Source organism: Dysosmobacter segnis, from assembly GCF_014297285.1.
Lineage (GTDB): Bacteria > Bacillota > Clostridia > Oscillospirales > Oscillospiraceae > Oscillibacter > Oscillibacter segnis.
Window position 1 is genome coordinate 303,882 of sequence record NZ_JACOQI010000002.1, and the last position, 25,916, is coordinate 329,797.

The following is a 25,916-nucleotide window of genomic DNA, read 5'->3' on the forward strand; positions in this document are numbered from 1 at the left end:
ACTATGATTCCCGACATGATCCACACTCCCTACATCGCTCCCCGCATCTCTGTTATGGCACCCCCCCCGGTAACTGCTGAACGGTTCGTTGATGAGCTTCTGAGCGGCCTGTGTATGCCGGACGGCGGCTTTGTTGCCCATCTCGCTCCCAGCGGAGATCCTTTCTCCAACGGTTGGAATGCGGCAATGAAGCTCCAAGCCAATCAGCCTGCTTCTCGCCGTCTGCCGATGCCCGTCAATGTGATCTTCCACAACCCGGCTACCATCGTGTTCTGGGATGACGGTGATAAGACGGTTGTGAAGTGCCAGCCCGGTGATACATTCAGCGCCGAAGCCGGCCTGACTGCTGCCATGCTGAAGAAGTACATGGGCAACGACAATACTTTCAACAAGGTCATCAACGAGTGGCTGGCTCGTGCCAGCTATGCCAGCGTCCCTGCTCTGCCGGAGGCCACAGAGTAACCAATGGACGGTATCATCCTACTGCTTTTGGCTCTGGTGCTGATTTATACGGTAGGATTGGGCGGCGATGACGACAATCATTGGAACCGGGGAGGTGGGTGCTTTGCATAGCAGAGAAGAGTTGGAAGAGATGCAGCGCCTGCCTCTCCAACGCAAAATCCAGATCACTACTGCTCGTATTATCGAGTGGTATCAGCACTACGATGGGAAGGTCTATGTGGCATTTAGCGGTGGTAAGGATTCTACCGTACTACTCGATATTGTGCGGCGGATCTACCCCGATGTGCCTGCTGTTTTCTCTGATACCGGGCTTGAGTTCCCGGAAGTCAGAGAATTTGTTAAGAGCTGTGAAAACGTTACGATTGTCCGGCCTGAGATGAACTTCCGTAAAGTCATTGAGGTGTACGGATATCCCGTTGTCTCGAAGCGTGTAGCTGACACTGTGGAATATGGGCATAAGCCAGGTTCTTTCAGATGGAAAGAGCTGCATGGAGAGATTATGCGGAGCAACGGAACGCCGTCAGAGTTCAACTGTGAAAAATGGTGTTATCTGTTGGATGCCCCATTCAAGGTTTCTTCTCGGTGCTGTACTGTCATGAAGAAGCAGCCTATGAAGAAATACTCCAAAGAAACTGGTCGAGTACCTATTATTGCAACTATGGCAAACGAGAGCAGATCTCGGCGTGCCACATGGTTGCGTATGGGATGTAATGCTTTTTCCGGTAAGAAGCCCAGCTCCCAACCCATGTCTTTTTGGACTGAGGAAGATGTGCTGGAATACCTCTATACCTATCAAGTCCCCTACGCTTCAGTTTATGGCGAGATCGTCAGAACTGATGGGGGGGGTGGACGACGACAGGCGAAAAGCGTACTGGCTGTGTCTTTTGTGCCTTTGGCGCTCACCTTGAAAAAGCTCCAAACCGTTTCCAGCGTCTAAAAATCACGCACCCAAAGCTCTGGGATTACTGCATGAGGCCGTGGGAAGAACATGGTTTGGGTATGCGGCAAGTCCTTGAGTATATTGGTATTCCGGTAGAATAATACAAATAAAAAAAGGAGCGCCTTATGATTGATGTAATGGAAAACATCAAAAAACTCTCCGCCGCTTTGGATGCGGAAACTGCAAGCCTACATCCTTCCGGCAAGCTGCTTCTGCTTGGTTCTCAGGATAGCGTGTTCCTGAAAGCCATCAAGCGTAAGGCAGACCAGCTTGGTATCAACTGTGATCATACGTCCAACCCTCTCCCTCCCTATCGAGGGATTGTTGTGGATAGTGAAACAGTGTCGTTCAACTCTATTCTCGATCCTGATGTGGATATTGACCACTCTTATTCTCCCGGAATGTCGGCGGTCTCTCAAGCAGTCATGGATTTGCTAATTGAGTCTGGATTGGTATGGGAGAAGGATATTACCATCGTAGGCCGAGGGCACGCCGTTAAAGAACTGGCGAAGTATTTGGACTTTAACAACGCGACGGTTACAGTAGCACATTCCAAAACAAAAAGCCTGTTGCAAGCTACGCAGAACCGGGATGTGGTGATTTACGCAACTCCGATTATCACGCAGGATATTTCCTACAATACCCGCGATCTGGTTATTGACCTGGGAAACAGCGTCCCGCATCCTGACCGGCTTAATTGCCCCTATGTAAATCGGATCGGACAGCTTACCGTAAGTATATTGCTAAACCGTTTTGCAAAGAAGGAGTCGGTATGGATCTGAAATTCAACACAGTATATTTTACCCAAAAACCTATTCCGCTGCCCCATGCGATTTTTAAGGGCAGCGAAAATAATTCAAATTTAGAAAGGAGCTAATACCAATCCCGGTAAACCGGGTTTCTACAAGATTGATAAGTGTAGAGTAAAGCCGTCTGTTACAGCGTGAAAGCCATCTGGCCGGTAGCAAGGGAGGATTAGACGGTTGACCTCAGCCGAGATGGTTGTGGTCGGTATGAAGCACATCGTTTGTTTTTCTGGCGGTCATTCCTCTGCGATTGCCGCCGTGGAAGTAGTTAGAAAGTTCGGAGCAGAGGACACGATCTTGCTCAATCATGATTTGTGTCCTCGAACCGAAGACGCTGATATCAAGCGTTTCAAAAAACAGGTTTCGGATTATCTGGGCGTTCCCATTACTTACGCCAATATGCCCGGATGGGATGTTAAGGATCAGTTCGACGTGTGTATGGAAATCAAGGCGTTTAAGGCTGGCGCTCAGTCCACCGCCTTTTGCACCAACAGACTGAAAACCGAACCTTTTCATAAATGGCTGTCCGAGCACTATCCCGCAAATCCTCCCGAAGTAAGGGACGATATCTCATTAGTCTATGGCTTTGACGCCAATGAACAGCACCGTATTCGGCGCAGAGTTGGCATTATGGCCGCGATGGGGTACCAAACAGAGTACCCTTTGACATGGGAGGTACGTACTATCCATGACATCGAGGAGGTTGGGATCGAGCGTCCGAAGACCTACAGCATTTTCAATCATGCAAATTGTACCGGGTGTTTGAAAGCCGGCAAACAACATTGGTTTGTTGTTTATTGCCTTTATCCTGAAATATGGGAAAAGGCGAAGCTGGCCGAAGACACAATCGGGTACAGTATTCTCAAACAAGGCTATCTTTCAGACTTTGAGACGGAATTTGCCAAGCTCAAAGAAAAGGCGTTGCCGCCCACTGAAAAAGCCAAACCACAAACATTTTGGGCCGCTGCACGAAAGCTCATCAAGGACGACGATGATCTACCGTGTGAGTGCTCATTTTAAGGAGTTGTTTAAGATGAAGATTCTTGTAATAGTGGATATGCAAAACGATTTCATCAATGGTGCGCTCGGAACCCCGGAGGCGCAGGCTGCTGTTGGAGATGTCGCCAAAAAGATTTCCGGCTTTGACGGAGATCTGATTTGCATTACCAAGGACACCCATCGTTCTGCCGACTACCTGAAAACCCAAGAAGGTCAGCTGCTTCCTGTCGAGCACTGCATTGAGGGGACTCACGGCTGGCGGCTCGACGATATCATTGCCACGGCCATTAGTCATGCGGCTATCGACGCGGGGAAAAGCGTATCCGTATTCCAGAAGGATACGTTTGGCTCTGTAGAGCTGGGCGATTACCTGGTAGAACTTTCTGCCAGAATGAAGCAGCGTATTGAAGAGATCGTTTTCGTTGGACTCTGCACCGACATCTGCGTTATCTCTAACGCACTGCTCGTCAAAGCGTTTCTGCCTGAGACGAAAATCACCGTTGACGCTGCCTGCTGCGCCGGCGTTACCCCGGCGAGCCACAACAATGCTCTGGCTGCTATGAAAGCGTGCCAGATCAATGTGGAGAACTGGGAGGTCTGAAATGATTTTTGTTGACGATAGAAGGATCGACTTCGCCAGTTTTCCCGACGGTACATCTTCGATTCGCATTGCTCCCAAGCTGGACTTCACGTTTTTCGCCATGGGTAAGTCCGCTTATTTCATCCGGTGGATGTACGACAATGATGCCGAGTGTATGCAGCTCTGGTATTTGGTGAAGCACCTCAAGAGTGCTGGCAACCCGCTCCTCTATCTGGAGATGCCGTATATCCCCAACGCCCGTATGGACAGGGTAAAGAACCGCGATGAGGTGTTCACGCTCAAGTGGTTTGCTGAGTTTATCAATTCGCTTGGGTTCGAGTCTGTCAAAGTTCTCGACCCTCACTCTAATGTGGCTATGGCACTGATTGACCGGGCTGAGACTATGGATGTGAAGCATTACATCGACTATGCAATTCAGTGGATGGTCAGTCAGGGTCTGAATCCTCTGCTGTGCTACCCGGATGAAGGTGCTGCCAAACGATACTCTGAGCTTCTTCCTATGGAGTATGTTTTTTGCATTAAACATCGTGACTGGCGCACCGGCAAGATTGAGCGGCTGGAGCTGACAGAGCCTGAGAAAGTCAACGGCAGAAATATTCTGATCGTGGACGATATCTGCTCTCGCGGCGGGACATTTACCCATACTGCCACGGCTCTGAAAGAAGCCGGCGCAGAGGAAGTCATGCTCTATGTTACCCACTGTGAGAACACGATCCTGAAAGGCACTGTGCTGACAGATGGTCTTATCTCTCGTGTATTCACCACTGATAGTATCCTCCGTGTTGATCACGAGAAGATCTCCATTTGTAGATGATTATGAAAAGAGGGTAAAACAATGATTTCATACAGTCCTTTGCTCTGTTTGGACTTCTACAAGACCGCCCATGCAGAGCAGTACCCCACCGCACTGACCAAGATGGTGTCTTATTACACCCCGCGCATGACGCGGCTGGCTGATACTGAGAAGGTCACAATGTTTGGTCTTCAGGCATTTATCCAGGAGTATTTGATCGAGGCGTTCAATACTCACTTCTTCAACCGCTCATTGGATGAGGTGCTTGCCGAATACAAGCGGGTACTGAACAACACCATCGGCACGGACGGCGTTGGCGTGGAGCGTTTGACGGCGCTTCATAAGCTGGGGTATCTGCCTCTGGAAATCCGGGCCGTACCGGAGGGAACCCGTACCAATATTCATGTTCCGCAAATTGAGATCTCGAATACCAACCCCAACTTTGTGTGGTTGGTCAACTCTATCGAAACAATGCTGTCATGTACCATGTGGCATACTCAGATTTCAGCGGAAGTCGGATATCGTTACCGGCAGATTGTCAATAAGTACGCCGCCCTCACCTGTGACGATGATGTGGTGCGGGCCAAGCTGCTGGGCGACTTTTCCATGCGCGGTCAGGAAAGCGTGGAGAGCGCCACCAAGAGTTCTGCTGCGTTCTGCCTGAGCTTCCTTAATACCGCTACAGTGCCGGCTATTCTTTGGCTGGAACACAACTACGCCTGCCGGGTAGAGAACGATGCGGTGGCTTACGGTGCTCTTTCTACTGAACACAGTGTTATGTGCTCCAACTATGCGGTTGACGGTGACGAGATTACGCACGTGCGGCGTCTGCTGAAAGAAATCTATCCGTACCAGAACTTCTCTATGGTCAGCGACAGCTATGACTACTGGAACCTGGTCAATAATATTCTCCCCGCGATTAAAGAGGACGTGATGGCACATCATGGGTGTCTTGCTATTCGCGGCGACAGCGGAAACCCCGTGGAGATTGTAACTGAGACGGTGTTCAAACTGTGGGAAATTTTTGGTGGTACCGTGAACAGCAAGGGTTACAAAGTTCTTGATCCACACGTCAAGGCATTGTATGGCGATAGCATTACCCCGCAGCGGTGCGAGGCAGTGTATAAGATCCTGATGGAGCATGGCTTCGCTATCAACAATGTTTCTCTGGGCGTCGGTTCTTTCTCTATGCAGTGTCTGGAGACGATGGACGGCGGCGAAAAGACTTATGCGCCGTACACCCGTGATACATTTGGTATCGCAGTCAAAGCGACCTATGCAGAAGATGCTGACGGAAAGCCCATCATGATTTTTAAGAACCCCAAGACAGATAGCGGACATTTCAAGGAGTCTCAGCGCGGCTGCTGTAAGGTTGTATATGACTATACGTACCACAACTTCTTCTGCCAGGACGGTTTGACTTGGGAGGAGTCGCAGATTGGGAACTGGCTGAAGCCAGTTTTCAAGGATGGCAAGCTCCTGAGAATTTATACCCTGGATGAGGTTCGCAATAATCTTCATGAGGGAAACTTTTGAGAAAAGAGGTGCCACAATGTTAGCTAACCCAAAGCGTACTAAGGATGAGATTGTCCAGTGGATTCGTTCCTACTTTGAAAGTAACGGCCATGGCTGCGATGCGGTGGTCGGTATTTCTGGTGGTAAAGATTCCAGCGTTGTTGCCGCTCTTTGCGTAGAGGCACTGGGCAAAGAGCGTGTAGTGGGTGTTATGATGCCGAATGGAGAACAGCCCGATCTGGACGATAGCAAGCAGCTGATCGAATTTCTGGGTATCAGATACGCCTATACCGATATCTCCAAAGCAGTGTCTGCGGTAAGTGATCAAGTAGCGCTCAATATGAACGTCAGCGATCAGACGAGGATAAACCTCCCTCCCCGTATCCGTATGGCGACCCTCTATGCTATTTCTCAGTCGTTGCCTCACGGCGGACGTGTTGCTAATACCTGCAACCGCTCTGAAGACTATGTGGGATACTCTACCAAGTTTGGCGATAGCGCCGGCGATTTTAGCCCGCTCGCTAATCTGATGGTGCATGAAGTCATCCAGATTGGGTACGAGCTTCTTCTGCCTATCAACCTGATAAGCAAGACCCCTTCCGATGGGCTGTGTGGAAAAACTGATGAGGATAATCTTGGATTTACTTATGCTCACCTGGATGCTTACATCATGTATGGCACCAGTGGAATTGAGGAAATCGACAAGAAGATTGCCTCTATGCACGATCACAACCTTCACAAGCTCAATCCTATGCCTGCCTACGGAACGACAATTTTTTAATAGGCGGTGAGAAAATGGAAGAGCGTACTTATTTGAGCGGCACCAGTTTGGCCGGTATGTCCCCTACCCGCTCTCGTGTGGAGAACGACTACTATGCTACTCCGTTCGAGGCGACAGAAGCCATCCTTAGCCGAGAAGAGCTACACGGCTCCATTTTGGAGCCTGCGGCTGGCGAAGGGCATATCAGTAAGGTGCTTCGGGAACATTATCCCAACAGTCAAATTATCTCTACTGATCTGGTTCAGAGAGATGATAGGTTCGGATGTGGTATTGTTGGCGGGGTGGATTTCCTCACTGAGAACTATCCCGAAAAATTCAACAACGTCATCACGAACCCTCCGTTCTCTTTGGCGAAAGAGTTCGCTGAGAAAGCTCTGGAGGTATCCACTGGCAAGGTGATCCTGTTCGCCAAAATCCAGTTTCTCGAAGGACGGCAGCGTAAGGATTTCTTTGCCACCCACCCTCCGAAAGCCGTGTATGTATTTTCAAAACGTGTCAATCCTTTGAGAAACGGATTGGAAGTTGACGAAAATGGTAAGCCCTGGTCAAGTACCATGTGCTTCGCTTGGTTCGTATGGGAACATGGCTATACCGGCGAACCTTGCATTCGTTGGATTTAATTTGTGACAAAGTAAATTAAGAGGTGCAGCTATGAAGATGGATAAGGTTGCCGGCAGCGGCAACGACGAGTTCTATACACCGGAGTATGCGATTACCCCGTTGTACAAGTATCTCCCACCCCCCCCCGTGACAATTTGGTGCCCGTTTGACACTGAGGATAGTTTGTTTGTAAAGCTCTTTCGGCAACGTGGCTATACCGTAATCGCAACACATATTGCAAACGGTCAGGATTTTTTCGCTATTGATCCGCCGAAGTGCGACTACATCATCAGTAACCCTCCGTACTCCCTCAAAGGTGAAGTGTTTGAGCGGCTGTTCCAGTTGAATATACCCTTTGCTATGTTAGTAGGGGTCGTCGGACTCTTCGAGAGTCAGAAACGTTTTGAGATGTTCCGTGAGCATGATTTTGAAATCATGTATCTCAATCGGCGCGTATCTTACTTTAAGAATTACGCTGACCAAAAGCCGTCTCTAAACCCACCGTTCAGCAGCGTCTATGTATGTAAAGGGATATTGCCTAAACAGATTATCTTTGAAGAAATTCAAAAAAACGCATAATAGCAACAAAGAAAATTATTGACTTTATGGAGACAGTATGATAGAATGGAGATAGCTCAAGGGAATTTGTAAATCCCTTAACCTTCCATTTAGCAACAAAGAAAACCAACATAGGAGGAACTAACTTGGATTACCGAACTGCCCTTTTCTGCGAGTTCGATCGTTACGCCGCAGAAAGCTATTGCGCCGTTCATGGTGTTGATCCTACCCTTAACATCGGAGATATTACCAAAGCCGATGAGAAGGTTGTGCCGGATTTCAATGTCATGTTCGGTGGAAGCCCGTGCCAGGACTTCAGCATAGCGGGCAAACAGGGGGGGGCTGCATGGACTTGTAAGCATTGCGGCCACGTATATAATCCCCTGGAAGCTCACTATGATCAACGCGACCATTGCCCTAAGTGCGGATCAACTGAAATCGAGAAGACCCGCTCTTCCTTACTGGTCGAATGGCTGCGTTTCCTAAGAGAAAAGAAGCCTCGCTTCGCTATCTACGAGAACGTTAAAAATATTACCGGTTCTCGCTTCTATGCCACTTTTAACCTCTTTGTCAAAGAGCTGGAAGACTACGGTTACAACGTCTACTGGCAGGTTCTGAATGCAAAGCACTACGGAATCCCCCAGAATCGTGAGCGTGTTTATTGTGTCATCATTCGTAAGGATTTAGATAATGGGAAGTTTAAGTTCCCGTCTCCTATCCCTTTGAAAAAAGCGCTGGTAGATATGCTGGAGGATAAGGTTGACGAGCGATACTACCTGCCTGATGACAAGGTAGCTGCCATGATAACCCCCCGTTCAGACAAATCAGTAACACCGTCCGCGCCAGCGGAAGAGGTTCCACAGACCACCACTGCTGGGACTTGCTCACTTGCCGGTGTGAAGCTGAGTAAGAAAGGCACCCAGTTTGAAGGATACTGTGAGACGGCCTTGACTTTGCTGGCCCGTGACTATAAGGGCTTTGGAAATCAGCAAATGACAGGAGTTATGGAGCATAATGAGTAAGCGATATATTATCCCCGCTGCAATTCGTGGAAGATATGCGGGGGGGGTAAGATAATACAGCGTTTGGAAGTTCGCCCTAATATGTGTACCAACACTTTGACGGGTGTTCAAAAAGACAATGTGTTGATAGAGATAAATGAAAGCGAGGAAGCCAATGTGAAAATCGTATGTGAGCGTCGATGCGATGAAGGTGTGCGTTTTTTCAAAGATAATGTCTGCGGCACTATTCGCACCATTGACGGGGGGGGGGACAAGAGAGTGATGGAAACCAATGAGAAACACGAAAGTTGTATCCGAGTTCGGAAACTGACCCAGTTGGAGGCATGGCGACTGATGGGCTTCTCTGACGAAGATTTCTACAAAGCTCAAGCAGCCATGAATCAGAATTTATACGGTGGCAAAGACCGTAGCGGTTCTCAGCTTTATAAACAAGCGGGAAATTCCATTGTGGTCGATGTGCTTTGTGCCATCATGAAAGAGTTATACGAAGCTATGCCCTACCTCTTTGATGATATGGCAGTTGGATCTTTCTTCTCCGGCATTGGCGCATTTGAAAAAGCACTCTCTACCTTTGATGTTCCCGATGATAGCAACAAAGTAAATTATTCTCCCAAGGGTGATGAACTGAAGCAGCTGGGATTTATCAACGATTACAATGGAGACGCCAATCGTGTATATGATAGCGAAACCGTTGCACGTGCTTTGAAAGCCGAAGCGGGGGGGCGGAGCCAAGACTGGATGGTATGCTCTGAGAAGCCCGGAGGTTGACCATGGAGAAAGTCAGAATTAAGCAGGCCACCCAAAAAGGTTATATCGAGTGTGCTGTGGGGGGGGGTAGCGGATTTATCTTACCCGTCCAGTAAAACTCGAAGAGGTCGAGTTCAGGAAGGTGGTTGGATTTGTCCAACTATCACTGCAACAGAAACCGGCATTTGTCGGATAGAAAGAGGTGATTCATATGAGCATTGCGTTGAGAAACCGCCGTGAAGCATATGACCAGATCGAACCGAAGCGTCCTAATCGTAAGGCTATGATTTTGGATGTTCTGACCAGCGGTGATCCTGGCGGTATGACTGCTGATGAGATTGGCGAGAAGCTGGTCTCTGAGGGTAAAATCCCCACCAACAGTCCGAACTTCACACGGCCTCGTCTGACAGAGATGAAAGCCGAGGGCAAGGTTATGATCGTCGGCAGGCGTCCTGGCAAGTCTGGGTGCAATACGGCAGTCTGGAAGGTGAAGCGCTGATGTATGGCGAATATACCTGTCTGGACTGCGGCAAAACCTTTGACGATCCGAAGCGATGGGAAGAACGCCATGGGTTAGATTCTCCGCCCTATGAGGATTTCAGCGGTTGTCCTTACTGTGGCGGAGCTTATACCCGTACTATCCTTTGCGATGCCTGCGGAGAACCGATAGTTGGCGATTATGTCAAAATCCAAACAACTGGTGACTGCTATTGTGATGAATGCTTCATGATGAAGTCGCTGGGTGAAGATGATTCATGAGAAGAGGTCGTGAAATGAAAACCTCAGTCAAACGGCGTGCGAAAAACTGTATACGGGGAGCGGTTTTATTGGCCTGTTTCATTGCCGTCTGGTATGTGGCCTCGTGCTTCACTCAACCGCTGTTTATCCCCGCCCCTGCTGCCGTCTGGGAAGCAATCGTCGGGTTGGCAGAGACAGGCCAGTTACAAAAAGGACTTGCCTACTCTTTCCTGCGGATTACTGGCGCGTCTGCTCTTTCTATGCTGGTAGCAATTCCCCTCTCCCTTCTAATTTATGGCGTGAAGCCTATCAAGGAAACTATCATGCCGGTTGTTTCCTTCTTACGGTATGTTCCCGTAACCGCATTTTCTCCGCTCCTGATCCTATGGTTTGGGATTGGGGAGCAGATGAAAATTTCGTTCCTATTTATTGCAACGTTTGTTTACTTGCTGCCGTCGATCCTGCTTTGCTTTGACGACGTACTGCAAGATCTGATGGATACGGGCAAGACAATCGGAATGACCAGTTGGGAGACAATCAAAGAAATCTTGCTCCCCGCATCGCTCCCTTCAATATTCAGTACGTTCCTGATGATGTATGGCATTGGCTGGACATACTGCGCCGTGGTAGAAGCAACCAACGCTAAGTATGGCTTGGGCTTCATCATCAATGTAAGTTCTGCCAGAGGCCGTACCGCCGTGGTGTTCGGAGCAATCATCGTAATCATGTTGTTCAGCTTCGTTTTTGACAAGCTGGGGAACTTGCTGATCCGAAAGATATTCCAGTGGAGGTACTGCGATGATCAAGTTGAATGATCTGGCTATTGGGTACAGCGGCGAAGCAATTCTGGAACACATCGACCAGGAATTTGACGACGGTTTGATTTACGGCATTTTGGCGAAGTCTGGTGCCGGTAAGACGACTCTCCTCAAAACCATTGCCGGCCTTCTTCGCCCCGTTCATGGTAAGGTTATCATTGATGGCACTACCTATCGGAACGCCGACAAGAACCCTGTGTACATGATGCACCAGCGCTATTCCAACTTCGGCTGGCTTTCCTGCACAGAGAATGTGCTGATTGCCCAACGGGACAAAAAACTCCGTAATCGCAATGACGCTATCAAGGTACTTGCAGCGGTTGGGTTAGAGCAGTATGCAGATAAATGGCCGTCTCAGCTCTCAGGTGGTATGCAGCAGCGCCTTGCGTTGGCAAGAACGCTGTATGTCAAGCCGAGATACCTGCTTATGGATGAACCGTTATCCGCTTTGGACGACAAGACCCGTAGCAAAATGCAGCGTTTGATTTTGGATATCCATGCTGAGACAGGCAACACAATCATTATGGTAACGCACAGCCAGGACGAGGCGTTCAAAATGTGCGATAAAATAATTAAATTTGAAACGAGAGGAGCTGTAACAAACCATGGCAGGTTTATTTGAACGCATGGGGCTGGTTCGTACCGAATACGAAGGTATGCCTGAAATCCCCATGCAACCCGTATCCGAGCCTATGTACGCGCCTGAGACGCCGGTAATTGACGCTGCTCAGGTGTCCTATGATGATGTGATCGCATCCATCTATCAGCAGGGCGATATCGACGACGAGAACTCGATCTTTAAGATCAAGGCGTATATCGACATTCTGCCCCAGGACATGACTAAGGCTAAGAAACAGGCGTCCATCGCCGGCATTCTCAGTGTCAACGGGATCAATGTGGATGATCTCATTGAGGACGGTCTGAAGCGTGGTCGCGTCTTGGACACTGCCGAGGATAGTATCAGGGCAGAAAACGACGCACTGATTGCTGAGACCGAGGCGGACATCGAACACCTGAAGTCTCTGATCGAGCAGGCGGAAGCCAGAATTGAGGACTCCAAGCAGAAGACCTCTGATTCCAGCACCGCCATCCAGAAGGAAAAAGAAGCTATCAGTCAACTCTTGGAGTTTGCGAACGGCGTTGCCGGTAAGGAAGGAGCACAGTAATGGGCGTTGTGATTGGAGCGGTAGCGGTTGTATTTGTGCTCGCCCTGATCATCTTCCCCGGCGTCCGGGGTAAGCTGAAAGTCCTCGTTGGAGGGTTCCTCAACATCTTTGTGGAGGATATCGCCAAGACACCCGAGGGTGCCAAGGCTGTCTTCCAGCAAGCTATTGAGGAAGTGCAGGAGCGCTACAACAAGGCCGGTGATACCCTGAATCGGTTTGTGGGCGAGCAGTCCTCCGTCCAGAAGAACCTCAACAAGCTATATGGAGAACTGAAGGACGTTGAATCAAAGTGTGAGTCTCTGGTCAGATCTGGCAATATGGCCGATGCTGCCATTTTTTCAACCAGGCGTGAGGAAATCCTGTTTGAAATCTCCCAGAAAGAGGAATACCTACGAGAGATTGAACCTATGGTAAAAGAGGCTCAGACCGTTTATGAAGCGTACGACAAGAAGCTCCGCGAGCTGAAAAAGCAGAGCCGTATGACTGTCGAGGAAATGAAACTCCGTGGCAACATGAAGGATCTCTTAGGCGATCTGGACGAGCTGCGCCGGGACTCTGCCACTGATAAGCTCTTGGGCAGTGTCCGGGACGGAGCGGAGGATCTTCGCAAAGAGGTTGATGGTGCGATTGTCGTTCACGCAAGCCGTACCACCACCAAAATGTCAATGGCTGAGAAAAATGCGGCGAAGGCTCAGTCAGATGCTTACCTGCAGTCTCTCGCCACAAAGTATAACGGGAAGCCGGCTATTCAGGCTTCACGGTCTGGCGTCACCTTCGACGCTCCTAAATCCAAAATGAAAGAGGAAAGGAAGTAACTCACCATGAAGAGAATGAAACTCACTACCGCTGGCCGTGTGGTGATCTTCGTCATCGTGCTGGCGCTCCTCGCCGGTATCGGCGGCTTCGGCTATAACTACTACAAGAACAACATCGCAGACGACAAGCCCATCAGTTCGGGCACTCAGTCTGGCAGCACGTCCCAGAAGCCCACAACAAAGCCATCCGCCGGCAAGACGGACACCTCTGATCCCGTGATTAACCTGTCTCTGGATGAGTGGGTAGGCTGGAAGCCTATTATCGACGCCAACCAGGGTTTGACCACGCAACCCGGTTCAATTTTCGACCAGCTGGGCATTAAGGTCAACATCAATATCATCAATGACGCAACCGCCAGCAGCAACGCTCTGATTACCGGAGAGCTGAATGCTGCGGGTTATACCACCAACCGTACCGCGTTCCTATCTGGTAAGTTCCAGGAGGCCGGATTGGATGTGGTAATGCCGGTATTCACTAACTACTCCGCTGGCGGTGACGGCATTATTGCTAAGTCCGGTATCGATACCGTAAATGATCTGCTGGGCAAGAAGATCGGCGTTCCCAGATTCAGCGAAGCCCAGACGCTTGTGGCATGGTTTGTTAATAAGAGCGACCTGTCCGATGCTGACAAGCAGTCTATCATTGATAACATGATTCTCTTTGACGATGCGTCTGAGACGGGCGAGGCGTTCTTCGCCGGCCAGCTGGACGTGGCAGCGACTTGGCAGCCCTACCTGTCTTATGCAACCGAAAACAGCGGTGCGCACATCATGTTCTCTACCACCGCCTCTAAGAGTCTGATTATGGACGGTATCGTATTCCGTTCCGACTTTGCCCAGGCACACCCCGACGTTGTGACCGCCTTTATTGATGGTATCTTCCAAGCCAACGCAATGTATACCACTAAATTTGACTACATCCGCTCTGTCATGCCTATGTTCGCCGGCGTTTCTGACGAGGAAATTAAGGCTCAGTGCGGCGACGCCGAAATGATGGGCTACGCCGAGAATAAGGAAGTGCTGGACTCCACTGCTCCTTCTGTCTACTTCGATATGTGTGATATCTGGGAGTCTTTGGGCGAGATGGTCAATCGCAAGGCGGCTATGACGCTCTTTGATAACCAGTATCTGCTTCCTCTGGCAAGCAAGTATTCTTCTACCTCTGCCTCTACCAGCAAGCCCGTTGAGCTGACCGAGGAGCAGAAGCAGGAAATCGTCAATTATGAGGCGCTGCTGAGCAAATCCATGACCGTTGAGTTTGTGGCTGATACCGCTCAGTTCAAGAACCCCGAAGAGGCATACGCCATCATGGATGAGTTCGTCTCTATCGCCAATACTCTGGATGGCGCGATTATCCAGGTAGAGGGTAATATCAATGCCCGCAATTACTCCGACTCTGGGCAGGCGCTGTCTGCTGAACGTGCAAAGGCCGTCGCCAAGTATTTCATCGCTTGCGGTATTGATCCGAACCGTCTGATTACGGTCGGCAATGGCAACACGAAGATGGTTGCAGATCCCGGCTCTGCCGATGCCTACCTGAACCGTAGAACCGACGTGTTCTTCAAGATCATCGAAGAGTAATTCTGCGCCTTACGAGGAGGGGCATTGTCCCCTCCTCGGGGCACCAACATAATAAAGGAGTGGTCAATATGGATGTAGTGAATGTAGAAAGCGCAAATTTGGACGATTTGAAAAAACGGTTCGTTGAAATTTGCGCTACTATCAATCGTCCGGGTATGGAAGATCTGATGGCGTGGTTGGAACGTTCTGACTTCTATACTGCGCCGGCAAGCACGCGCTTCCACGGCAACTATACTGGCGGGCTGCTGGAGCATAGCCTCAATGTGTATGACAAGCTCTCTGGGTTTGTGGCTCGCTATCCTGAACTGGAAATCTCACCGGAGACGGTGGCGGTCACTGCGTTGTTCCACGACCTAACGAAGGTGAACTACTACACCGTCAGCTCTCGGAACGTCAAGGATGATGTTACGGGCGCATGGCATAAGGAGCCGTTCTACAAAACGGAAGATCGTCTCCCGCTTGGTCATGGCGAGAAATCTGTCATCATCCTGCAGAGCTTCATCAAGCTCACACGTGACGAAATCTTTGCGATCCGCTGGCATATGGGCAGCTTTGATTGTGCGGTCAAAGGCGGGGATTACAGTATGGGCAATGCTTTTGAAACTTGCCCGCTGGCAGTCATGACGCATTTGGCTGATATGGAGGCTACCTATCTTGTCGAGGGTTTAGCAACAAAGTAAATCAACGGAGGCTAACATGGAAAAAAGCGTTTTTCAAATTCTGAACGAGTACGATATCACGGAACACCTCAAGAAGAAGGATAAAATCGTCTACCTGCCTTGGTCTAAGGCATGGATGATCGTGAAATCCCTCTTCCCCAGTGCCAAGTTTACCATCAACAAGGCCGCTGACGGCTGCATTTACCATACGGACGGAAAGACCGCCTGGGTAGAGGTATCTATCACCATCAACGACCAGACTGAAACGGAGTCTCTGGCTGTTATGGATTTCCGTAACAAGTCTATTCCCATCGACACGATCACCTCTGCCGATGCAGAGAAGTCTATCAAGCGCTGCTTGGTCAAGTGTGCTGCTCTGCACGGCCTGGGTCTGTCTCTTTGGACGGGTGAGGAGCTGTCCAGCGCCGCCCGCAAGAAGAAGGAAGACGATCTGGACGATGTGAAACAGGAGATCCTGAGCGTTGTTGCCGGGAAGCTGGAAGCCGGTGTGTCCAAAGACACCATCTACAAGGCTATCGAAAGTGTTGCCGGTGTGAAGAACCCCAACGCTATCAAGGATATCGCAACGGCTCAGAAAGTCGTTGAGCAGATCAAGAAACTGGAGGTAAAGCACAATGCTTAATAAGGTAATCATCATGGGTCGTCTTACCCGCGATCCTGAGATCAAGAAGGTAAACAATGACATCTCCGTGTGCAGCTTTTCTATCGCCTGCGACCGCGACATCGTGAACAAGCAGAACAATGAGCGCGAGACGGACTTCTTCGATGTGACTGCGTGGCGCTCTACGGCGGATTTCGTTGGCAAGTATTTTGGCAAGGGGCGCATGATCGTTGTTGTCGGTCGGCTGCAGAAGCGCAACTACACCGATAAGGACGGCAACAAGCGTTCTGCCGTAGACATCATTGCCGAGAACGTCTATTTCGGCGATTCCAAGAAGGACGGCGAGACTTCTGACAACGCCTCTGCCTCCACCACCGGATATGCTACCGCTCCTTCTCAGAACAGCGACTTCGCAAATGTCGGTGAGGAAGATGGAGAGCTGCCCTTCTGATGGATAATTCTTTTCTCCTGGACACTATGGACTGGTCATACTCCCGCGTTAGCAGTTTTGATCAGTGCCCGCGTATGTTTGACCTTACTTACCTCCAGTGCATGGATCGCGTGGACAACGCTTTTGCTCAATGGGGTTCACTGGCGCACTCGCTTTTAGAGCGATATTTTCGTCAGCAGGTCGAGCTGTGGGATTTATCCGGCCTCTATGAGAAGGAATACGCAAGAGCAGTTACAGAACGGTTTCCATTTCCCCGACTGGAAGACAGCTACTATGAGCGCGGTATGGAATACTTCGATAATTTCGGTGGACAACTGGGAGACGAAGAAGAAGTGCTTGCGGTCGAAGACCGGTATACCTCCACACTGGGCGGCAGACCGGTGGTGGGCGTCATAGACCTGGTGCCTCGTAATAGGTCTGGGCTGATCGTTTGCGATCACAAAAGCCGGGGCAAATGGAAATCCAGAGAGGAACGCCGCAAATATCTCCGCCAACTGAACTTGTATGCAGTACGGGTCAAAGAGGTCTACGGTGAGTGGCCGCGTGAACTTTGGTTCAACAAGTTCCGCGAAGGTATCTTGGACAGAGAGCCATTCAACATCGTAACTGCTCAGGAGGACATAGACTGGTTCCTGCATTCCATTGACGACATCTATAAGGCAAGGAATTTTCCTGCCAAACCCGACCGTTTCTTTTGTGACTACCTATGTTCTGTGCGTGAGCATTGTGAGCATTCCAGCCAATATGTTACGGAGGAATATAAGTGATGGAAAAGATCAAGGTAATTTTCCTCGACGTTGATGGTGTGCTCAACAGTGATCGTACAGTCCGCAAAACCCAAGGCGGCTATACGTTTGTTGACAACAGGCAAATGAAGAACCTGAAGCACATCATTAACATGACAGGAGCTAAGGTCGTTCTTTCCAGTGATTGGAGATACGACCGAGACGACCCGAGATACAACGGAGACTATCTGGAACTGGAAGCAGAGCTGTTGAAATACGGGATTCGTCTTTACGGCTTTACGCCGGAGCTGCCATCCTGTCACAGAGGTATGGAAATTGACTGCTGGCTAAAAGAACATAGCGAGGTCGGAGACTTCGTAATTCTGGACGACCGGGCAGATATCGAGCCGAACAAAGATCACTGGGTTCAGACGGTAATGCGCCGAGGACTCGGTGTTGAGGAGGCCGAGAGTGCTATCCACATCTTGAACGGCAAATGAAAGACGGATTTTATTCGGATAAGACCCGTCCACATGAAGTGGGCGGGCTTACCAAAGAACTGAGGTGATTTTACCCGTGCAGATTGATAGAGAAGCAATTTTGCAGGCCAAAGAAAAGCTCGGAGATCGTAACGCTCAGATTATCGTCGAAGAGCTGGGGATTACCGATTTCGATGAGAAAAACATGAAGTGTTGCTGTCCCTTCCATCAGGAGGATCACGCTTCCTTCATTTACAACAAGAAAGCATTCAACTTTCGTTGTTTCGGTAGTTGTGGCCGTAGCTACGACATTCTGGACGTTTTCATGTATAAAGGCGCGACTTATGCCGAAGCCTGTAAGAAACTTTTCGAGCTTGCCGAAATGCCCTACTCTTTCGGAGAGCTGGGCGTAAAAACCAAACGGCATTATAGATATCCCCACGAAGTCCCCTGCACTGATAAATCCAAAGTGTACGCATATTTTGAGCAGCGCAAGATCAGTCGTGAGACGCTGGATGCTCTTGATGTGCGGCAGGACTCCGAGGGAAACGCGGTATTCAATTACTACGACACGAACGATGTGTTGACGATGGTGAAATACAAACCGTCGCATAAAGTCCAGCATGGTCAAGCAAAGTGCTGGTGCCAGCAAAACTCTGATACGGCTCCGTTGCTATTCAACATGAACCGCATCAACGTTAATTCTCCCCTTCTGATCTGTGAGGGCGAGCCGGATTGCCTTAGTGCGATTGAGGCAGGATTCAAAAATGCTGTTTCCGTTCCTCTGGGCAGTTCAAATCTCCACTGGATCGACGAAAACCTGGAATGGCTCGATCAGTTTGAGAGCATTATCATTTGCGCCGACAACGATGACGCCGGCGTGAAAATGCAGAAAGAGTGCGTTCCCCGGCTGGGTAGCTGGCGAACAAAGGTCGTAGACATCCCAGCAGTCCCCATTGGAAATACTGGACGGGTAACAAAAGACCTGAATGAGATCCTTTACGTTTGCGGCAAAGACAAAGTGTTGGAGCTGATCTTGGACGCTAAAGACTCCCCTGTTCCTTCCGTAGCCGACCTTTCTGATGTCGAGCCGACCGAGTATGAGGATGTTGATGGTGTGACTACCGGGCTGAAGGCCATTGATGATGAGCTGATGCGGCTCTTTTTCGGAACGCTTACTATTGTGAGTGGTCAGCCCGGATCTGGTAAGAGTAGTCTTCTTACTCAGCTCGCGTGCAATTCTCTCGATAATGACATCGGTACGTGGCTTTTCAGCGGCGAACTTCCCAACGGTGTAGAAAAGTCCTGGTTCAACTACATTTTCGCCGGCCCCCGCAATATCACGGATGCTATCTCTCGTCGGGGCAATCCTTACAAGAAGATTTCCACGACGACGCTTGCCGAGATCAACAAGACCTATAAAGGGCGTTGGCATATCTATCGTGATGACTACGACAACACACTGGATAAGCTCATCGCCTCTATGACTGATACCGTTCGGAAGTATGGTGCCCGTTGCCTGATCCTCGACAATTTCATGTGTATTGACACTGAAACCAGCGAAGAGGAGCTGCGCTCTCAGACAGATACGATTAAAAAGCTCATTGAGTTTGCTAAGAAGTATCAAGTGGCTGTAATCCTTGTTTGCCACCCTCGAAAGATGGACGCCGGAACCAATGTAGGCATCTATGATATCGCTGGTACCAGCAACATCGTGAACCTGGCACATCGGACTATTGGCCTGCGGCGAGTAACGGACGCAGAACGTGAGAATGCTGCGAAGTATTCTGAGAAGCGTCGCCAGTTGCTCAAGTACGATGTGATCGTAACTATCGTCAAAGACCGTATGTTTGGCCGGCAGAATATCGACGTTGGCCTCTATTACGATCCCGCTTCCCGCCGTTTCTTCAGCGATATGGACGAGTATGACCGTCGTTTTTCTTGGGATAAGAAGGAGTACAAAGAGCCTCTGCCTCTTCCTCCTCAGCTGCTTGCTGAAGAGCGTGCCTCCGAAGACGAAGCATTTGGAGCGGTGAACGACAGAGAGGGCTAACTATGGTGGATTTTGGAGTATGTGACTGTGGCGGTAGCCTTATCCCTGTTTGGTTCACAGAAGAAGAGACGAAGGTTGCCAACGGCATTATGTATAAGACAGGCCGAGTTCGTAGGGCGTGTTCTCACCTTGTATGTGAAGCCTGTCTGAAAAACTTTTGCGTTGACGATACCTTTGACGGGCCGTGGCACAATCGGAGGTGATTTTATTGAGCGGTAACTATACGGCATACCATGTCCATACTGAATTGTCGCTGTTAGACAGCGCGACGAAGTTTGAGGACTATATCGCTAAGGCTGTCGAGCTGGGGCAGACTGCCATTGCTTTTACGGAGCATGGTAACATCTATCAGTGGGTCGCCAAAAAGATGGCCTGTGATAAGGCCGGATTGAAATATCTGCATGGCTGTGAAGTCTATTTGACTGAAAAGCTATTGCTTACCGATCCACACACCGGAGAGCAGAATAAGGTACGCGATAACTACCACACCATCCTGATTGCCAAGAACTACGCTGGTCTTCAGGAGATGAACGAGCTAATCAGCCGCTCAAGCCAGGACGACCACTTTTACTACAAACCCCGTATCACGTTTGATGAGTTTCTTGGTATTTCCAGTAACGTCATTAAGATCAGTGCTTGCCTTGCTTCCCCGCTGAATCGCATGAGCATTACTCATCCTATGTATGAGCGGCTACTGAAGCACTACGACTATCTGGAAATCCAAGCGCATGACCACCCGGAGCAGGTTGCCTACAATCGCCACTTGGCGGAAATGTCTCAGAAATACGGCATCCCGCTCATTGCAGGCACCGATACTCATAGCCTCAACAAATACAAGGCTGAGTGCCGAACGATCTTGCAGTTGAGTAAACACATCGAGTTCGCCAACGAAGATACGTTTGACCTTACCTATAAATCCTATGACGAGCTGGTAGCAATGTTCGCAACGCAGGACGCCTTGCCGGAAGCGATGTATTTGGAGGCCATTGAGAACACCAACCGTATGGCCGACTCTGTAGAGCCGTTTGAGTTGGATATCTCTTTCAAGTACCCCATTCTCTATGGCGAACGTGATCGAGAGGTGCTTCATCAAGTTCTTGACGATAACCTGCAAGCAAAGATCAAAGAGGGCGCTATCATCCCAGAGCAGGTCGAGCCGTTCAAAGCGGCCATTGCTGAGGAATGCCGGGTTTTTGACAAAATTGAGATGTCCGGCTTCATGCTTTTCATGAGCGAATTGGTGACATGGTGTAAATCTCATGGTATCCCCATTGGTTTCAATCGTGGTTCCTGCGGTGGATCTCGTGTAGCTTACGTCACCAATACAACAGACCTCAATCCTGAGACATGGCATACAGTGTTCAGCCGCTTCTGTAACGAAGATCGTAAGGAGATTGGCGATATTGATATTGACGTGTCTCCCTCCCAGCGTGATCTGGTTTACGACTACATCATCAACCGTTTTGGTCAAGAAAAGACCGCGTTTATTCTGGCGATCGGCACTATCAAATCTAAAGGCTGTATTGACGAAATCTGCCGTGCTTTGGCACTGCGTTGGAATCGTGAACACCAACGGGACGAGAAAGAGTTCCGCAGAGTAATGGCGCAGCTCAAAGATGAGAACGTGAAGATCGTTTTTGGGGATGCGAGAGACGGCTTTAGCCTATATTTCTTTGATGAGGCAGGTAATCTTCTTTTGCCCAGCCGCATGAAGGACATCCCCCGCGCCGAGCTGATTAAGCAGTTTTCCAAAGAGTACACAAAACTCAAAGAGGAAAACGAAAGGATCTTTGCTAAGAACCCCTGGGCTGGTAAGGCAAGTGCCAATATCAAAAAGGAGTTTGAGACAGACGAGGCAGCGGCTCGGGAAAAGTATCCCGAAGTATTCTACTACTACGACGGGCTTCTTGACGTGGCGATCTCTCAGTCTATGCACCCTGCCGGTATTGTGGCAAGCCCTATTACCCTCCGAGATAACTACGGTACGTTCATCTCTGACGGTAAGGAAATCCTGCAGATTGACATGGAGTGTGTGCATGAGGTCAGCTTGGTTAAGTATGACATTCTCGGATTGAAAAACATCGAGATTATCAAAGACGCTTATGAGCTGTTGGGTAAGCCTTACCCGAAGTCTCACGAAATCAACTGGAATGATGAGGCTGTCTGGAAGGATATGCTGAGATCTCCCATTGGTATCTTCCAGTTTGAAGGAGAGTTCGCGTTCCAGATGCTTAGGCAATACGAGCCGCACAGCATTTTTGACATGAGCCTTGTTACGGCGGCGCTTCGTCCTTCGGGTGCGTCGTACCGTGACGACCTTATGCAGCACAAGCCTCACAAGAATCCCTCTCCCATCATCGACGAACTTTTGGCAGATAACAACGGCTATCTTATTTACCAAGAGGACGTTATCAAGTTCCTACAGCAAATCTGCGGCTTCTCCGGGTCAGATGCAGATAACACCCGCCGCGCTATTGGACGAAAAGACGAAGAGCGGTTGAAAAAAGCTCTCCCGCAAATTCTTGAGGGATATTGTGAAAAGTCACCGCAACCCCGTGAAGTTGCAGAGCAGGAAGCAAAGGAGTTCTTACAGATCATCCAGGACGCTTCCAGCTATATGTTTGGTTACAACCATTCAGTTGGGTACTGCATGATTGGCTACCTATGCGCCTATCTGCGGTACTACCATCCGTATGAGTTCATCACAGCCTACCTTAACAATGCCAACGGCGAGGAGGATGTGAAGAACGGGAACGAGTTGGCAACGCTTTACGGTATCAGGATTGTCCCACCGCGTTTTGGCCTTTCCAAGGATAAATATTTGCTGAATACCGAAGAGAAGGTTATCGCCAAGGGTATTTCTTCTGTAAAGTACATGAATGCCGATGTTGCCAACGAACTTTACGAGCTGGCAAAGGCCGGCAAGCCTAAATCTTTTATGGACTTGCTTATGCAGCTGGACGAGAAAACACACTTGGATACACGGCAGCGGGATATCTTGGTGAAGATCGACTATTTTGCCGAGTATGGCAATTCCAAAGAGTTGTTGCGTATGGTGGACTTCTTCTCTTTCTTCAAGAACGGAACGATGAAGAAGATCTCCAAGGATAAGGTAACGGTTGAATTGGAACCCATAATCGCCCAGTATGCAACTGATAAGTCCAAAAGCGGCCAGCCAGCTAAAAGCTATACCTTCACTGATTTGCCCGGATTACTTCGGCATTTGGAAGTGGTGGTCAGGGATATGCACATTCAGGATTTCGACCTGAAAAGCAAAATGCAAATCCAGTTGGAAAATCTGGGCTATATCGACCTAACCACCAATAAAAAAGAAGATCAGCGAAAACTGGTTATTCTGGATATCTACCCCTTGCGGAGCAAGAAAACCAAAGAGATTTGGGCTTACGCCTTGCAGGTGCGGTCGATTGGCACGGGAAAAACAAATCGGTGGACAATCTACTCAGAACTCTACGATCGCAAACCGCTTCAACGCTACGATACCATTTATGTTCCTATGAATGGATGGGGCGAGCGGCGTGGGTATCTGTATTTGTACAACTACGACTATGTAATTTAGGAGGCATTTTCAATGCACGAGACGAAATCGAAATGGTTCAAGAAAGTTCTCAGAGCGACGCTGTGTTTCTTGGTAGTCTGCGGATCTCTGAGTGCAATGTTGTTCGTCCCGAACAAAGAGGAGGAAACACCACAAGTCCCCATCGAAAAGGAACTTTGTGTTTACTCTGCGCCGCTTCAAGTGTCGCCTACACCTACGCCTATTTCTATTGAGGAAGAACCGGCAGAACCCGAGGCAGACCTTAACCCATATGCAGAACTGTCACCCACGGATACCGAAAAAGAGCTGCTGGCGTGTATGGCCTACAGCGAGGCAGGAAACCAGAGCTTTGATGGTCAGGTTGCCGTGGTGCAGGTAGCGCTTAACCGCTATATGCACGAAGCGTATTCCGGCAGTATCAGTGATATTCTCTTCTCACCTTGTCAGTTTGTGGTAGGAGATTACTATGGGTCTGTGCAGATGGAAGCAGTAGATGCTGCTCTTGCCGGCCATCCAGCGTTGGATTTGAATACCGACGTAGTGTACTTCTCTACTGGATCTTTGACCTATGGTAGCTATTATAAGACGATCGGCGATCACGTCTTTCGCACTTATATTTGATAGTAACAAAGTAAATTAAGCAAGGAGGATTAACATGGGAACAGTTACAATTCAGCGATTCACCTATAAGAACCCTATTTCCATGATCGGTGAGGAAGCTGGTGTCTGCTGGGGTGCAGATACCAGCGACCCCGAAAAAAACTACAAACGCGGCTTGGATTGCTTGGAAAACGAGCACGGCAGAACGTTTGAGTTCCCGGATGTCTATATGATCCTGGATGGCTATTCTGCCAGAGTGATCCGTGAGTGGTATACCCACATCGGCGGCGCTCCCACCAGACTGCAGGCCAGTACCAGATATATCGACTATGAAAGCGGTTTCGATTATGTAACACCGCCCAGCATTGCGGGTAACTCCGCCGCCGTCAAAGTCTACGACTGGATTATGAAGTGTATCCAGACCGGCTTGAAGATGTTGGAAGGGTTTGGTATCCCCAGAGAGGATTCTGCGCTTGGGCTTCCTCTGGGCATGGGCACCAAGATTGTGTGCAAGCATAATCTCCGCAACTTAATTGATATGTCGCATCAGCGGGAATGCAGCAGAGCTTATCACGAGTACCGTGGCCTGTTCGCTGATGTTGGTAACGCTCTGAGAGAGTATTCCGACGAGTGGGCATATCTGGTCGATCACTACTTTATGCCGAAGTGTGAATACTTCGGGTTCTGCCGGGAGAAGAAGTCCTGCGGCAGAAAAGGAAGGAGGGTTGCGGAATGAAAATCGTTTGCATTTCGGGTAAAGCCCAGCACGGTAAAGACACTACCGCCAAACTTTTGGAGGAGATTTTGGAAGCCCAAGGCAACCGTGTTTTGATTGCCCACTACGGTGATCTGGTCAAGTACGTATGTAAGACCTTCTTTGGCTGGGACGGCAAGAAGGATGAAAAGGGACGCACGCTTCTCCAGCGTGTCGGTACTGACAAAATCCGCGCTGTCTCTCCTGATTATTGGGTAGATTTCATCGTCAGTATCCTCGACATCTTCTGCGACGAATGGGATTACGTGCTTATCCCTGATACTCGTTTCCCCAACGAGTATGAGATCTACGAGACCTACGGCATGGACGCTATTTTGTTGCGGGTAGTTCGCCCCAACTTCGTGTCTCCGTTGACCGAAGAGCAGCAGAAGCACGCTTCGGAGACTGCATTGGACGATTACCAGTACGACGCTACGATCGTCAACGGCGGCAGTCTGGAAGATCTCAAAGAGGCCGTAAACAACTTTGTGAACAACGCTCTCAAAGGAGAACTCCATGAAGAAACTGACAATTCTGTTTGATGCCGACGATACCGTAGAAAACCTGAGTGATTGCTGGATTGCAATGTTGAACGAGCGTTATGGCACCTCCGTAACGCCGGAAGATGTTCACGGCTGGGATATCTCCCTTGCTTTCCCCACGCTGACGAAAGAGCAGATATTCGGCGTACTCCATGATGACGAGCTTTGGCGGCGTATCACTCCGATCCCAGGCTCTGTTGAGGTACTCCAAAAGCTCTATGACGAGGGGCACCAGCTCTATATGGTGACCGCATCCAGCTATCACACCTGCAAAACGAAGGTGGAACGGCTTTTAGAGCTGTTCCCCTTCCTGGACTGGGAGCACATCATTTTTGCCTGCAACAAGCAAATGGTGCGTGGTGACGTTTTGATTGACGATGCCCCACACAACTTGGTTGGGGGCGAATACGCCAAAATTCTTTTTGACCGTCCCCATAATCGTAGCTTTGACCATGTAGCTCATGATGCGCTCCGGGTAAACACGTGGGAAGAAATTGACCAAGTTATCCACAGCTATCTTTTGTAAGGAGGAA

Annotated in this window: 30 protein-coding genes; all 30 read left to right on the forward strand. The window is 49.5% G+C overall.

Annotated features, from left to right (window positions below):
- Positions 1-3: 3 nt before the first annotated feature.
- Positions 4-462 (forward strand): hypothetical protein, encoded by a 459-nt coding sequence (locus tag H8Z83_RS03960; protein ID WP_187013823.1) that lies wholly within the window; start codon positions 4-6, stop codon positions 460-462.
- A 67-nt stretch (positions 463-529) separates the two neighbouring features.
- Positions 530-1,399, forward strand: a complete 870-nt coding sequence (locus H8Z83_RS03965) for a phosphoadenosine phosphosulfate reductase family protein (protein WP_243184713.1) — start codon at positions 530-532, stop codon at positions 1,397-1,399.
- 128 nt (positions 1,400-1,527) lie between these two features.
- Positions 1,528-2,184, forward strand: a complete 657-nt coding sequence (locus H8Z83_RS03970) for a hypothetical protein (RefSeq protein ID WP_187013824.1) — start codon at positions 1,528-1,530, stop codon at positions 2,182-2,184.
- 231 nt (positions 2,185-2,415) lie between these two features.
- Positions 2,416-3,228, forward strand: coding sequence for a hypothetical protein (locus H8Z83_RS03975; protein ID WP_187013825.1), 813 nt, complete (start codon positions 2,416-2,418; stop codon positions 3,226-3,228).
- Positions 3,229-3,241: 13 nt separating this feature from the next.
- Positions 3,242-3,808: a cysteine hydrolase family protein gene (locus tag H8Z83_RS03980; RefSeq protein WP_187013826.1), complete on the forward strand. Its 567-nt coding sequence runs from the start codon at positions 3,242-3,244 to the stop codon at positions 3,806-3,808.
- 1 nt (position 3,809) lies between these two features.
- Positions 3,810-4,622: a phosphoribosyltransferase family protein gene (locus H8Z83_RS03985; RefSeq protein WP_187013827.1), complete on the forward strand. Its 813-nt coding sequence runs from the start codon at positions 3,810-3,812 to the stop codon at positions 4,620-4,622.
- Between the two features lie 21 nt (positions 4,623-4,643).
- Positions 4,644-6,137, forward strand: coding sequence for a nicotinate phosphoribosyltransferase (locus tag H8Z83_RS03990; RefSeq protein WP_187013828.1), 1,494 nt, complete (start codon positions 4,644-4,646; stop codon positions 6,135-6,137).
- Between the two features lie 16 nt (positions 6,138-6,153).
- Positions 6,154-6,897: an NAD(+) synthase gene (gene nadE, locus H8Z83_RS03995; RefSeq protein WP_187013829.1), complete on the forward strand. Its 744-nt coding sequence runs from the start codon at positions 6,154-6,156 to the stop codon at positions 6,895-6,897.
- 14 nt (positions 6,898-6,911) lie between these two features.
- Positions 6,912-7,517 (forward strand): NAD(P)-dependent oxidoreductase, encoded by a 606-nt coding sequence (locus H8Z83_RS04000; RefSeq protein WP_207303592.1) that lies wholly within the window; start codon positions 6,912-6,914, stop codon positions 7,515-7,517.
- Positions 7,518-7,548: 31 nt separating this feature from the next.
- Positions 7,549-8,076 (forward strand): sugar-phospahte nucleotidyltransferase, encoded by a 528-nt coding sequence (locus H8Z83_RS04005; protein WP_187013830.1) that lies wholly within the window; start codon positions 7,549-7,551, stop codon positions 8,074-8,076.
- A gap of 125 nt (positions 8,077-8,201) precedes the next feature.
- Positions 8,202-9,077 carry a DNA (cytosine-5-)-methyltransferase gene (dcm, locus tag H8Z83_RS04010; protein WP_207731975.1) on the forward strand — a complete coding sequence of 292 codons (876 nt, stop codon included), beginning with the start codon at positions 8,202-8,204 and terminating at the stop codon, positions 9,075-9,077.
- A gap of 81 nt (positions 9,078-9,158) precedes the next feature.
- On the forward strand, positions 9,159-9,845 hold the full coding sequence (locus H8Z83_RS04015) for a DNA cytosine methyltransferase (protein ID WP_187013831.1): 687 nt from the start codon (positions 9,159-9,161) through the stop codon (positions 9,843-9,845).
- 190 nt (positions 9,846-10,035) lie between these two features.
- Positions 10,036-10,323 carry a DNA gyrase gene (locus tag H8Z83_RS04020; protein WP_187013832.1) on the forward strand — a complete coding sequence of 96 codons (288 nt, stop codon included), beginning with the start codon at positions 10,036-10,038 and terminating at the stop codon, positions 10,321-10,323.
- Positions 10,323-10,583, forward strand: a complete 261-nt coding sequence (locus tag H8Z83_RS04025) for a hypothetical protein (RefSeq protein WP_187013833.1) — start codon at positions 10,323-10,325, stop codon at positions 10,581-10,583. Before H8Z83_RS04020 ends, H8Z83_RS04025 begins: the two co-directional genes overlap by 1 nt.
- A 14-nt stretch (positions 10,584-10,597) precedes the next feature.
- Entirely contained in the window at positions 10,598-11,377 is a 780-nt protein-coding gene (locus H8Z83_RS04030) for an ABC transporter permease (RefSeq protein WP_187013834.1), read from the forward strand.
- A complete protein-coding gene (locus H8Z83_RS04035; RefSeq protein ID WP_187013835.1) occupies positions 11,361-12,002 on the forward strand; it encodes an ABC transporter ATP-binding protein in 642 nt (213 codons plus the stop codon). Before H8Z83_RS04030 ends, H8Z83_RS04035 begins: the two co-directional genes overlap by 17 nt.
- On the forward strand, positions 11,986-12,546 hold the full coding sequence (locus H8Z83_RS04040) for a hypothetical protein (protein ID WP_187013836.1): 561 nt from the start codon (positions 11,986-11,988) through the stop codon (positions 12,544-12,546). Before H8Z83_RS04035 ends, H8Z83_RS04040 begins: the two co-directional genes overlap by 17 nt.
- Positions 12,546-13,361 carry a hypothetical protein gene (locus H8Z83_RS04045; protein WP_187013837.1) on the forward strand — a complete coding sequence of 272 codons (816 nt, stop codon included), beginning with the start codon at positions 12,546-12,548 and terminating at the stop codon, positions 13,359-13,361. The genes H8Z83_RS04040 and H8Z83_RS04045 overlap by 1 nt, the downstream gene beginning before the upstream one ends.
- Before the next feature lie 6 nt (positions 13,362-13,367).
- Positions 13,368-14,942, forward strand: a complete 1,575-nt coding sequence (locus H8Z83_RS04050) for a phosphate ABC transporter substrate-binding/OmpA family protein (RefSeq protein WP_187013838.1) — start codon at positions 13,368-13,370, stop codon at positions 14,940-14,942.
- Positions 14,943-15,010: 68 nt separating this feature from the next.
- Positions 15,011-15,622: an HD domain-containing protein gene (locus tag H8Z83_RS04055; RefSeq protein ID WP_187013839.1), complete on the forward strand. Its 612-nt coding sequence runs from the start codon at positions 15,011-15,013 to the stop codon at positions 15,620-15,622.
- Positions 15,623-15,638: 16 nt separating this feature from the next.
- Positions 15,639-16,244: a Sak single strand annealing protein gene (locus H8Z83_RS04060; protein WP_187013840.1), complete on the forward strand. Its 606-nt coding sequence runs from the start codon at positions 15,639-15,641 to the stop codon at positions 16,242-16,244.
- Positions 16,237-16,674, forward strand: a complete 438-nt coding sequence (locus tag H8Z83_RS04065) for a single-stranded DNA-binding protein (protein ID WP_187013841.1) — start codon at positions 16,237-16,239, stop codon at positions 16,672-16,674. Before H8Z83_RS04060 ends, H8Z83_RS04065 begins: the two co-directional genes overlap by 8 nt.
- Positions 16,674-17,441: a RecB family exonuclease gene (locus tag H8Z83_RS04070; protein WP_187013842.1), complete on the forward strand. Its 768-nt coding sequence runs from the start codon at positions 16,674-16,676 to the stop codon at positions 17,439-17,441. The genes H8Z83_RS04065 and H8Z83_RS04070 overlap by 1 nt, the downstream gene beginning before the upstream one ends.
- Positions 17,441-17,899 (forward strand): HAD domain-containing protein, encoded by a 459-nt coding sequence (locus tag H8Z83_RS04075; protein WP_187013843.1) that lies wholly within the window; start codon positions 17,441-17,443, stop codon positions 17,897-17,899. The genes H8Z83_RS04070 and H8Z83_RS04075 overlap by 1 nt, the downstream gene beginning before the upstream one ends.
- A gap of 76 nt (positions 17,900-17,975) precedes the next feature.
- Positions 17,976-19,931 carry an AAA family ATPase gene (locus tag H8Z83_RS04080; protein WP_187013844.1) on the forward strand — a complete coding sequence of 652 codons (1,956 nt, stop codon included), beginning with the start codon at positions 17,976-17,978 and terminating at the stop codon, positions 19,929-19,931.
- 208 nt (positions 19,932-20,139) lie between these two features.
- Positions 20,140-23,508, forward strand: coding sequence for a PHP domain-containing protein (locus tag H8Z83_RS04085; protein WP_187013845.1), 3,369 nt, complete (start codon positions 20,140-20,142; stop codon positions 23,506-23,508).
- A gap of 12 nt (positions 23,509-23,520) precedes the next feature.
- Positions 23,521-24,108 carry a cell wall hydrolase gene (locus H8Z83_RS04090; protein WP_187013846.1) on the forward strand — a complete coding sequence of 196 codons (588 nt, stop codon included), beginning with the start codon at positions 23,521-23,523 and terminating at the stop codon, positions 24,106-24,108.
- A gap of 34 nt (positions 24,109-24,142) precedes the next feature.
- A complete protein-coding gene (locus H8Z83_RS04095) occupies positions 24,143-24,823 on the forward strand; it encodes an FAD-dependent thymidylate synthase (protein ID WP_187013847.1) in 681 nt (226 codons plus the stop codon).
- Positions 24,820-25,383, forward strand: coding sequence for a deoxynucleotide monophosphate kinase family protein (locus H8Z83_RS04100; protein WP_187013848.1), 564 nt, complete (start codon positions 24,820-24,822; stop codon positions 25,381-25,383). The genes H8Z83_RS04095 and H8Z83_RS04100 overlap by 4 nt, the downstream gene beginning before the upstream one ends.
- Positions 25,358-25,909 (forward strand): 5' nucleotidase, NT5C type, encoded by a 552-nt coding sequence (locus tag H8Z83_RS04105; protein ID WP_187013849.1) that lies wholly within the window; start codon positions 25,358-25,360, stop codon positions 25,907-25,909. Before H8Z83_RS04100 ends, H8Z83_RS04105 begins: the two co-directional genes overlap by 26 nt.
- Positions 25,910-25,916: the final 7 nt, after the last annotated feature.

Coding starts and splice junctions, on each gene's coding strand:
- H8Z83_RS03960 (WP_187013823.1), top strand. CDS start 4: ATGATTCCCGACATGATCCACACTCCCTACATCGCTCCCCGCATCTCT.
- H8Z83_RS03965 (WP_243184713.1), top strand. CDS start 530: ATGACGACAATCATTGGAACCGGGGAGGTGGGTGCTTTGCATAGCAGA.
- H8Z83_RS03970 (WP_187013824.1), top strand. CDS start 1,528: ATGATTGATGTAATGGAAAACATCAAAAAACTCTCCGCCGCTTTGGAT.
- H8Z83_RS03975 (WP_187013825.1), top strand. CDS start 2,416: ATGAAGCACATCGTTTGTTTTTCTGGCGGTCATTCCTCTGCGATTGCC.
- H8Z83_RS03980 (WP_187013826.1), top strand. CDS start 3,242: ATGAAGATTCTTGTAATAGTGGATATGCAAAACGATTTCATCAATGGT.
- H8Z83_RS03985 (WP_187013827.1), top strand. CDS start 3,810: ATGATTTTTGTTGACGATAGAAGGATCGACTTCGCCAGTTTTCCCGAC.
- H8Z83_RS03990 (WP_187013828.1), top strand. CDS start 4,644: ATGATTTCATACAGTCCTTTGCTCTGTTTGGACTTCTACAAGACCGCC.
- nadE (WP_187013829.1), top strand. CDS start 6,154: ATGTTAGCTAACCCAAAGCGTACTAAGGATGAGATTGTCCAGTGGATT.
- H8Z83_RS04000 (WP_207303592.1), top strand. CDS start 6,912: ATGGAAGAGCGTACTTATTTGAGCGGCACCAGTTTGGCCGGTATGTCC.
- H8Z83_RS04005 (WP_187013830.1), top strand. CDS start 7,549: ATGAAGATGGATAAGGTTGCCGGCAGCGGCAACGACGAGTTCTATACA.
- H8Z83_RS04015 (WP_187013831.1), top strand. CDS start 9,159: ATGTGTACCAACACTTTGACGGGTGTTCAAAAAGACAATGTGTTGATA.
- H8Z83_RS04020 (WP_187013832.1), top strand. CDS start 10,036: ATGAGCATTGCGTTGAGAAACCGCCGTGAAGCATATGACCAGATCGAA.
- H8Z83_RS04025 (WP_187013833.1), top strand. CDS start 10,323: ATGTATGGCGAATATACCTGTCTGGACTGCGGCAAAACCTTTGACGAT.
- H8Z83_RS04030 (WP_187013834.1), top strand. CDS start 10,598: ATGAAAACCTCAGTCAAACGGCGTGCGAAAAACTGTATACGGGGAGCG.
- H8Z83_RS04035 (WP_187013835.1), top strand. CDS start 11,361: ATGATCAAGTTGAATGATCTGGCTATTGGGTACAGCGGCGAAGCAATT.
- H8Z83_RS04040 (WP_187013836.1), top strand. CDS start 11,986: ATGGCAGGTTTATTTGAACGCATGGGGCTGGTTCGTACCGAATACGAA.
- H8Z83_RS04045 (WP_187013837.1), top strand. CDS start 12,546: ATGGGCGTTGTGATTGGAGCGGTAGCGGTTGTATTTGTGCTCGCCCTG.
- H8Z83_RS04050 (WP_187013838.1), top strand. CDS start 13,368: ATGAAGAGAATGAAACTCACTACCGCTGGCCGTGTGGTGATCTTCGTC.
- H8Z83_RS04055 (WP_187013839.1), top strand. CDS start 15,011: ATGGATGTAGTGAATGTAGAAAGCGCAAATTTGGACGATTTGAAAAAA.
- H8Z83_RS04060 (WP_187013840.1), top strand. CDS start 15,639: ATGGAAAAAAGCGTTTTTCAAATTCTGAACGAGTACGATATCACGGAA.
- H8Z83_RS04065 (WP_187013841.1), top strand. CDS start 16,237: ATGCTTAATAAGGTAATCATCATGGGTCGTCTTACCCGCGATCCTGAG.
- H8Z83_RS04070 (WP_187013842.1), top strand. CDS start 16,674: ATGGATAATTCTTTTCTCCTGGACACTATGGACTGGTCATACTCCCGC.
- H8Z83_RS04075 (WP_187013843.1), top strand. CDS start 17,441: ATGGAAAAGATCAAGGTAATTTTCCTCGACGTTGATGGTGTGCTCAAC.
- H8Z83_RS04090 (WP_187013846.1), top strand. CDS start 23,521: ATGCACGAGACGAAATCGAAATGGTTCAAGAAAGTTCTCAGAGCGACG.
- H8Z83_RS04095 (WP_187013847.1), top strand. CDS start 24,143: ATGGGAACAGTTACAATTCAGCGATTCACCTATAAGAACCCTATTTCC.
- H8Z83_RS04100 (WP_187013848.1), top strand. CDS start 24,820: ATGAAAATCGTTTGCATTTCGGGTAAAGCCCAGCACGGTAAAGACACT.
- H8Z83_RS04105 (WP_187013849.1), top strand. CDS start 25,358: ATGAAGAAACTGACAATTCTGTTTGATGCCGACGATACCGTAGAAAAC.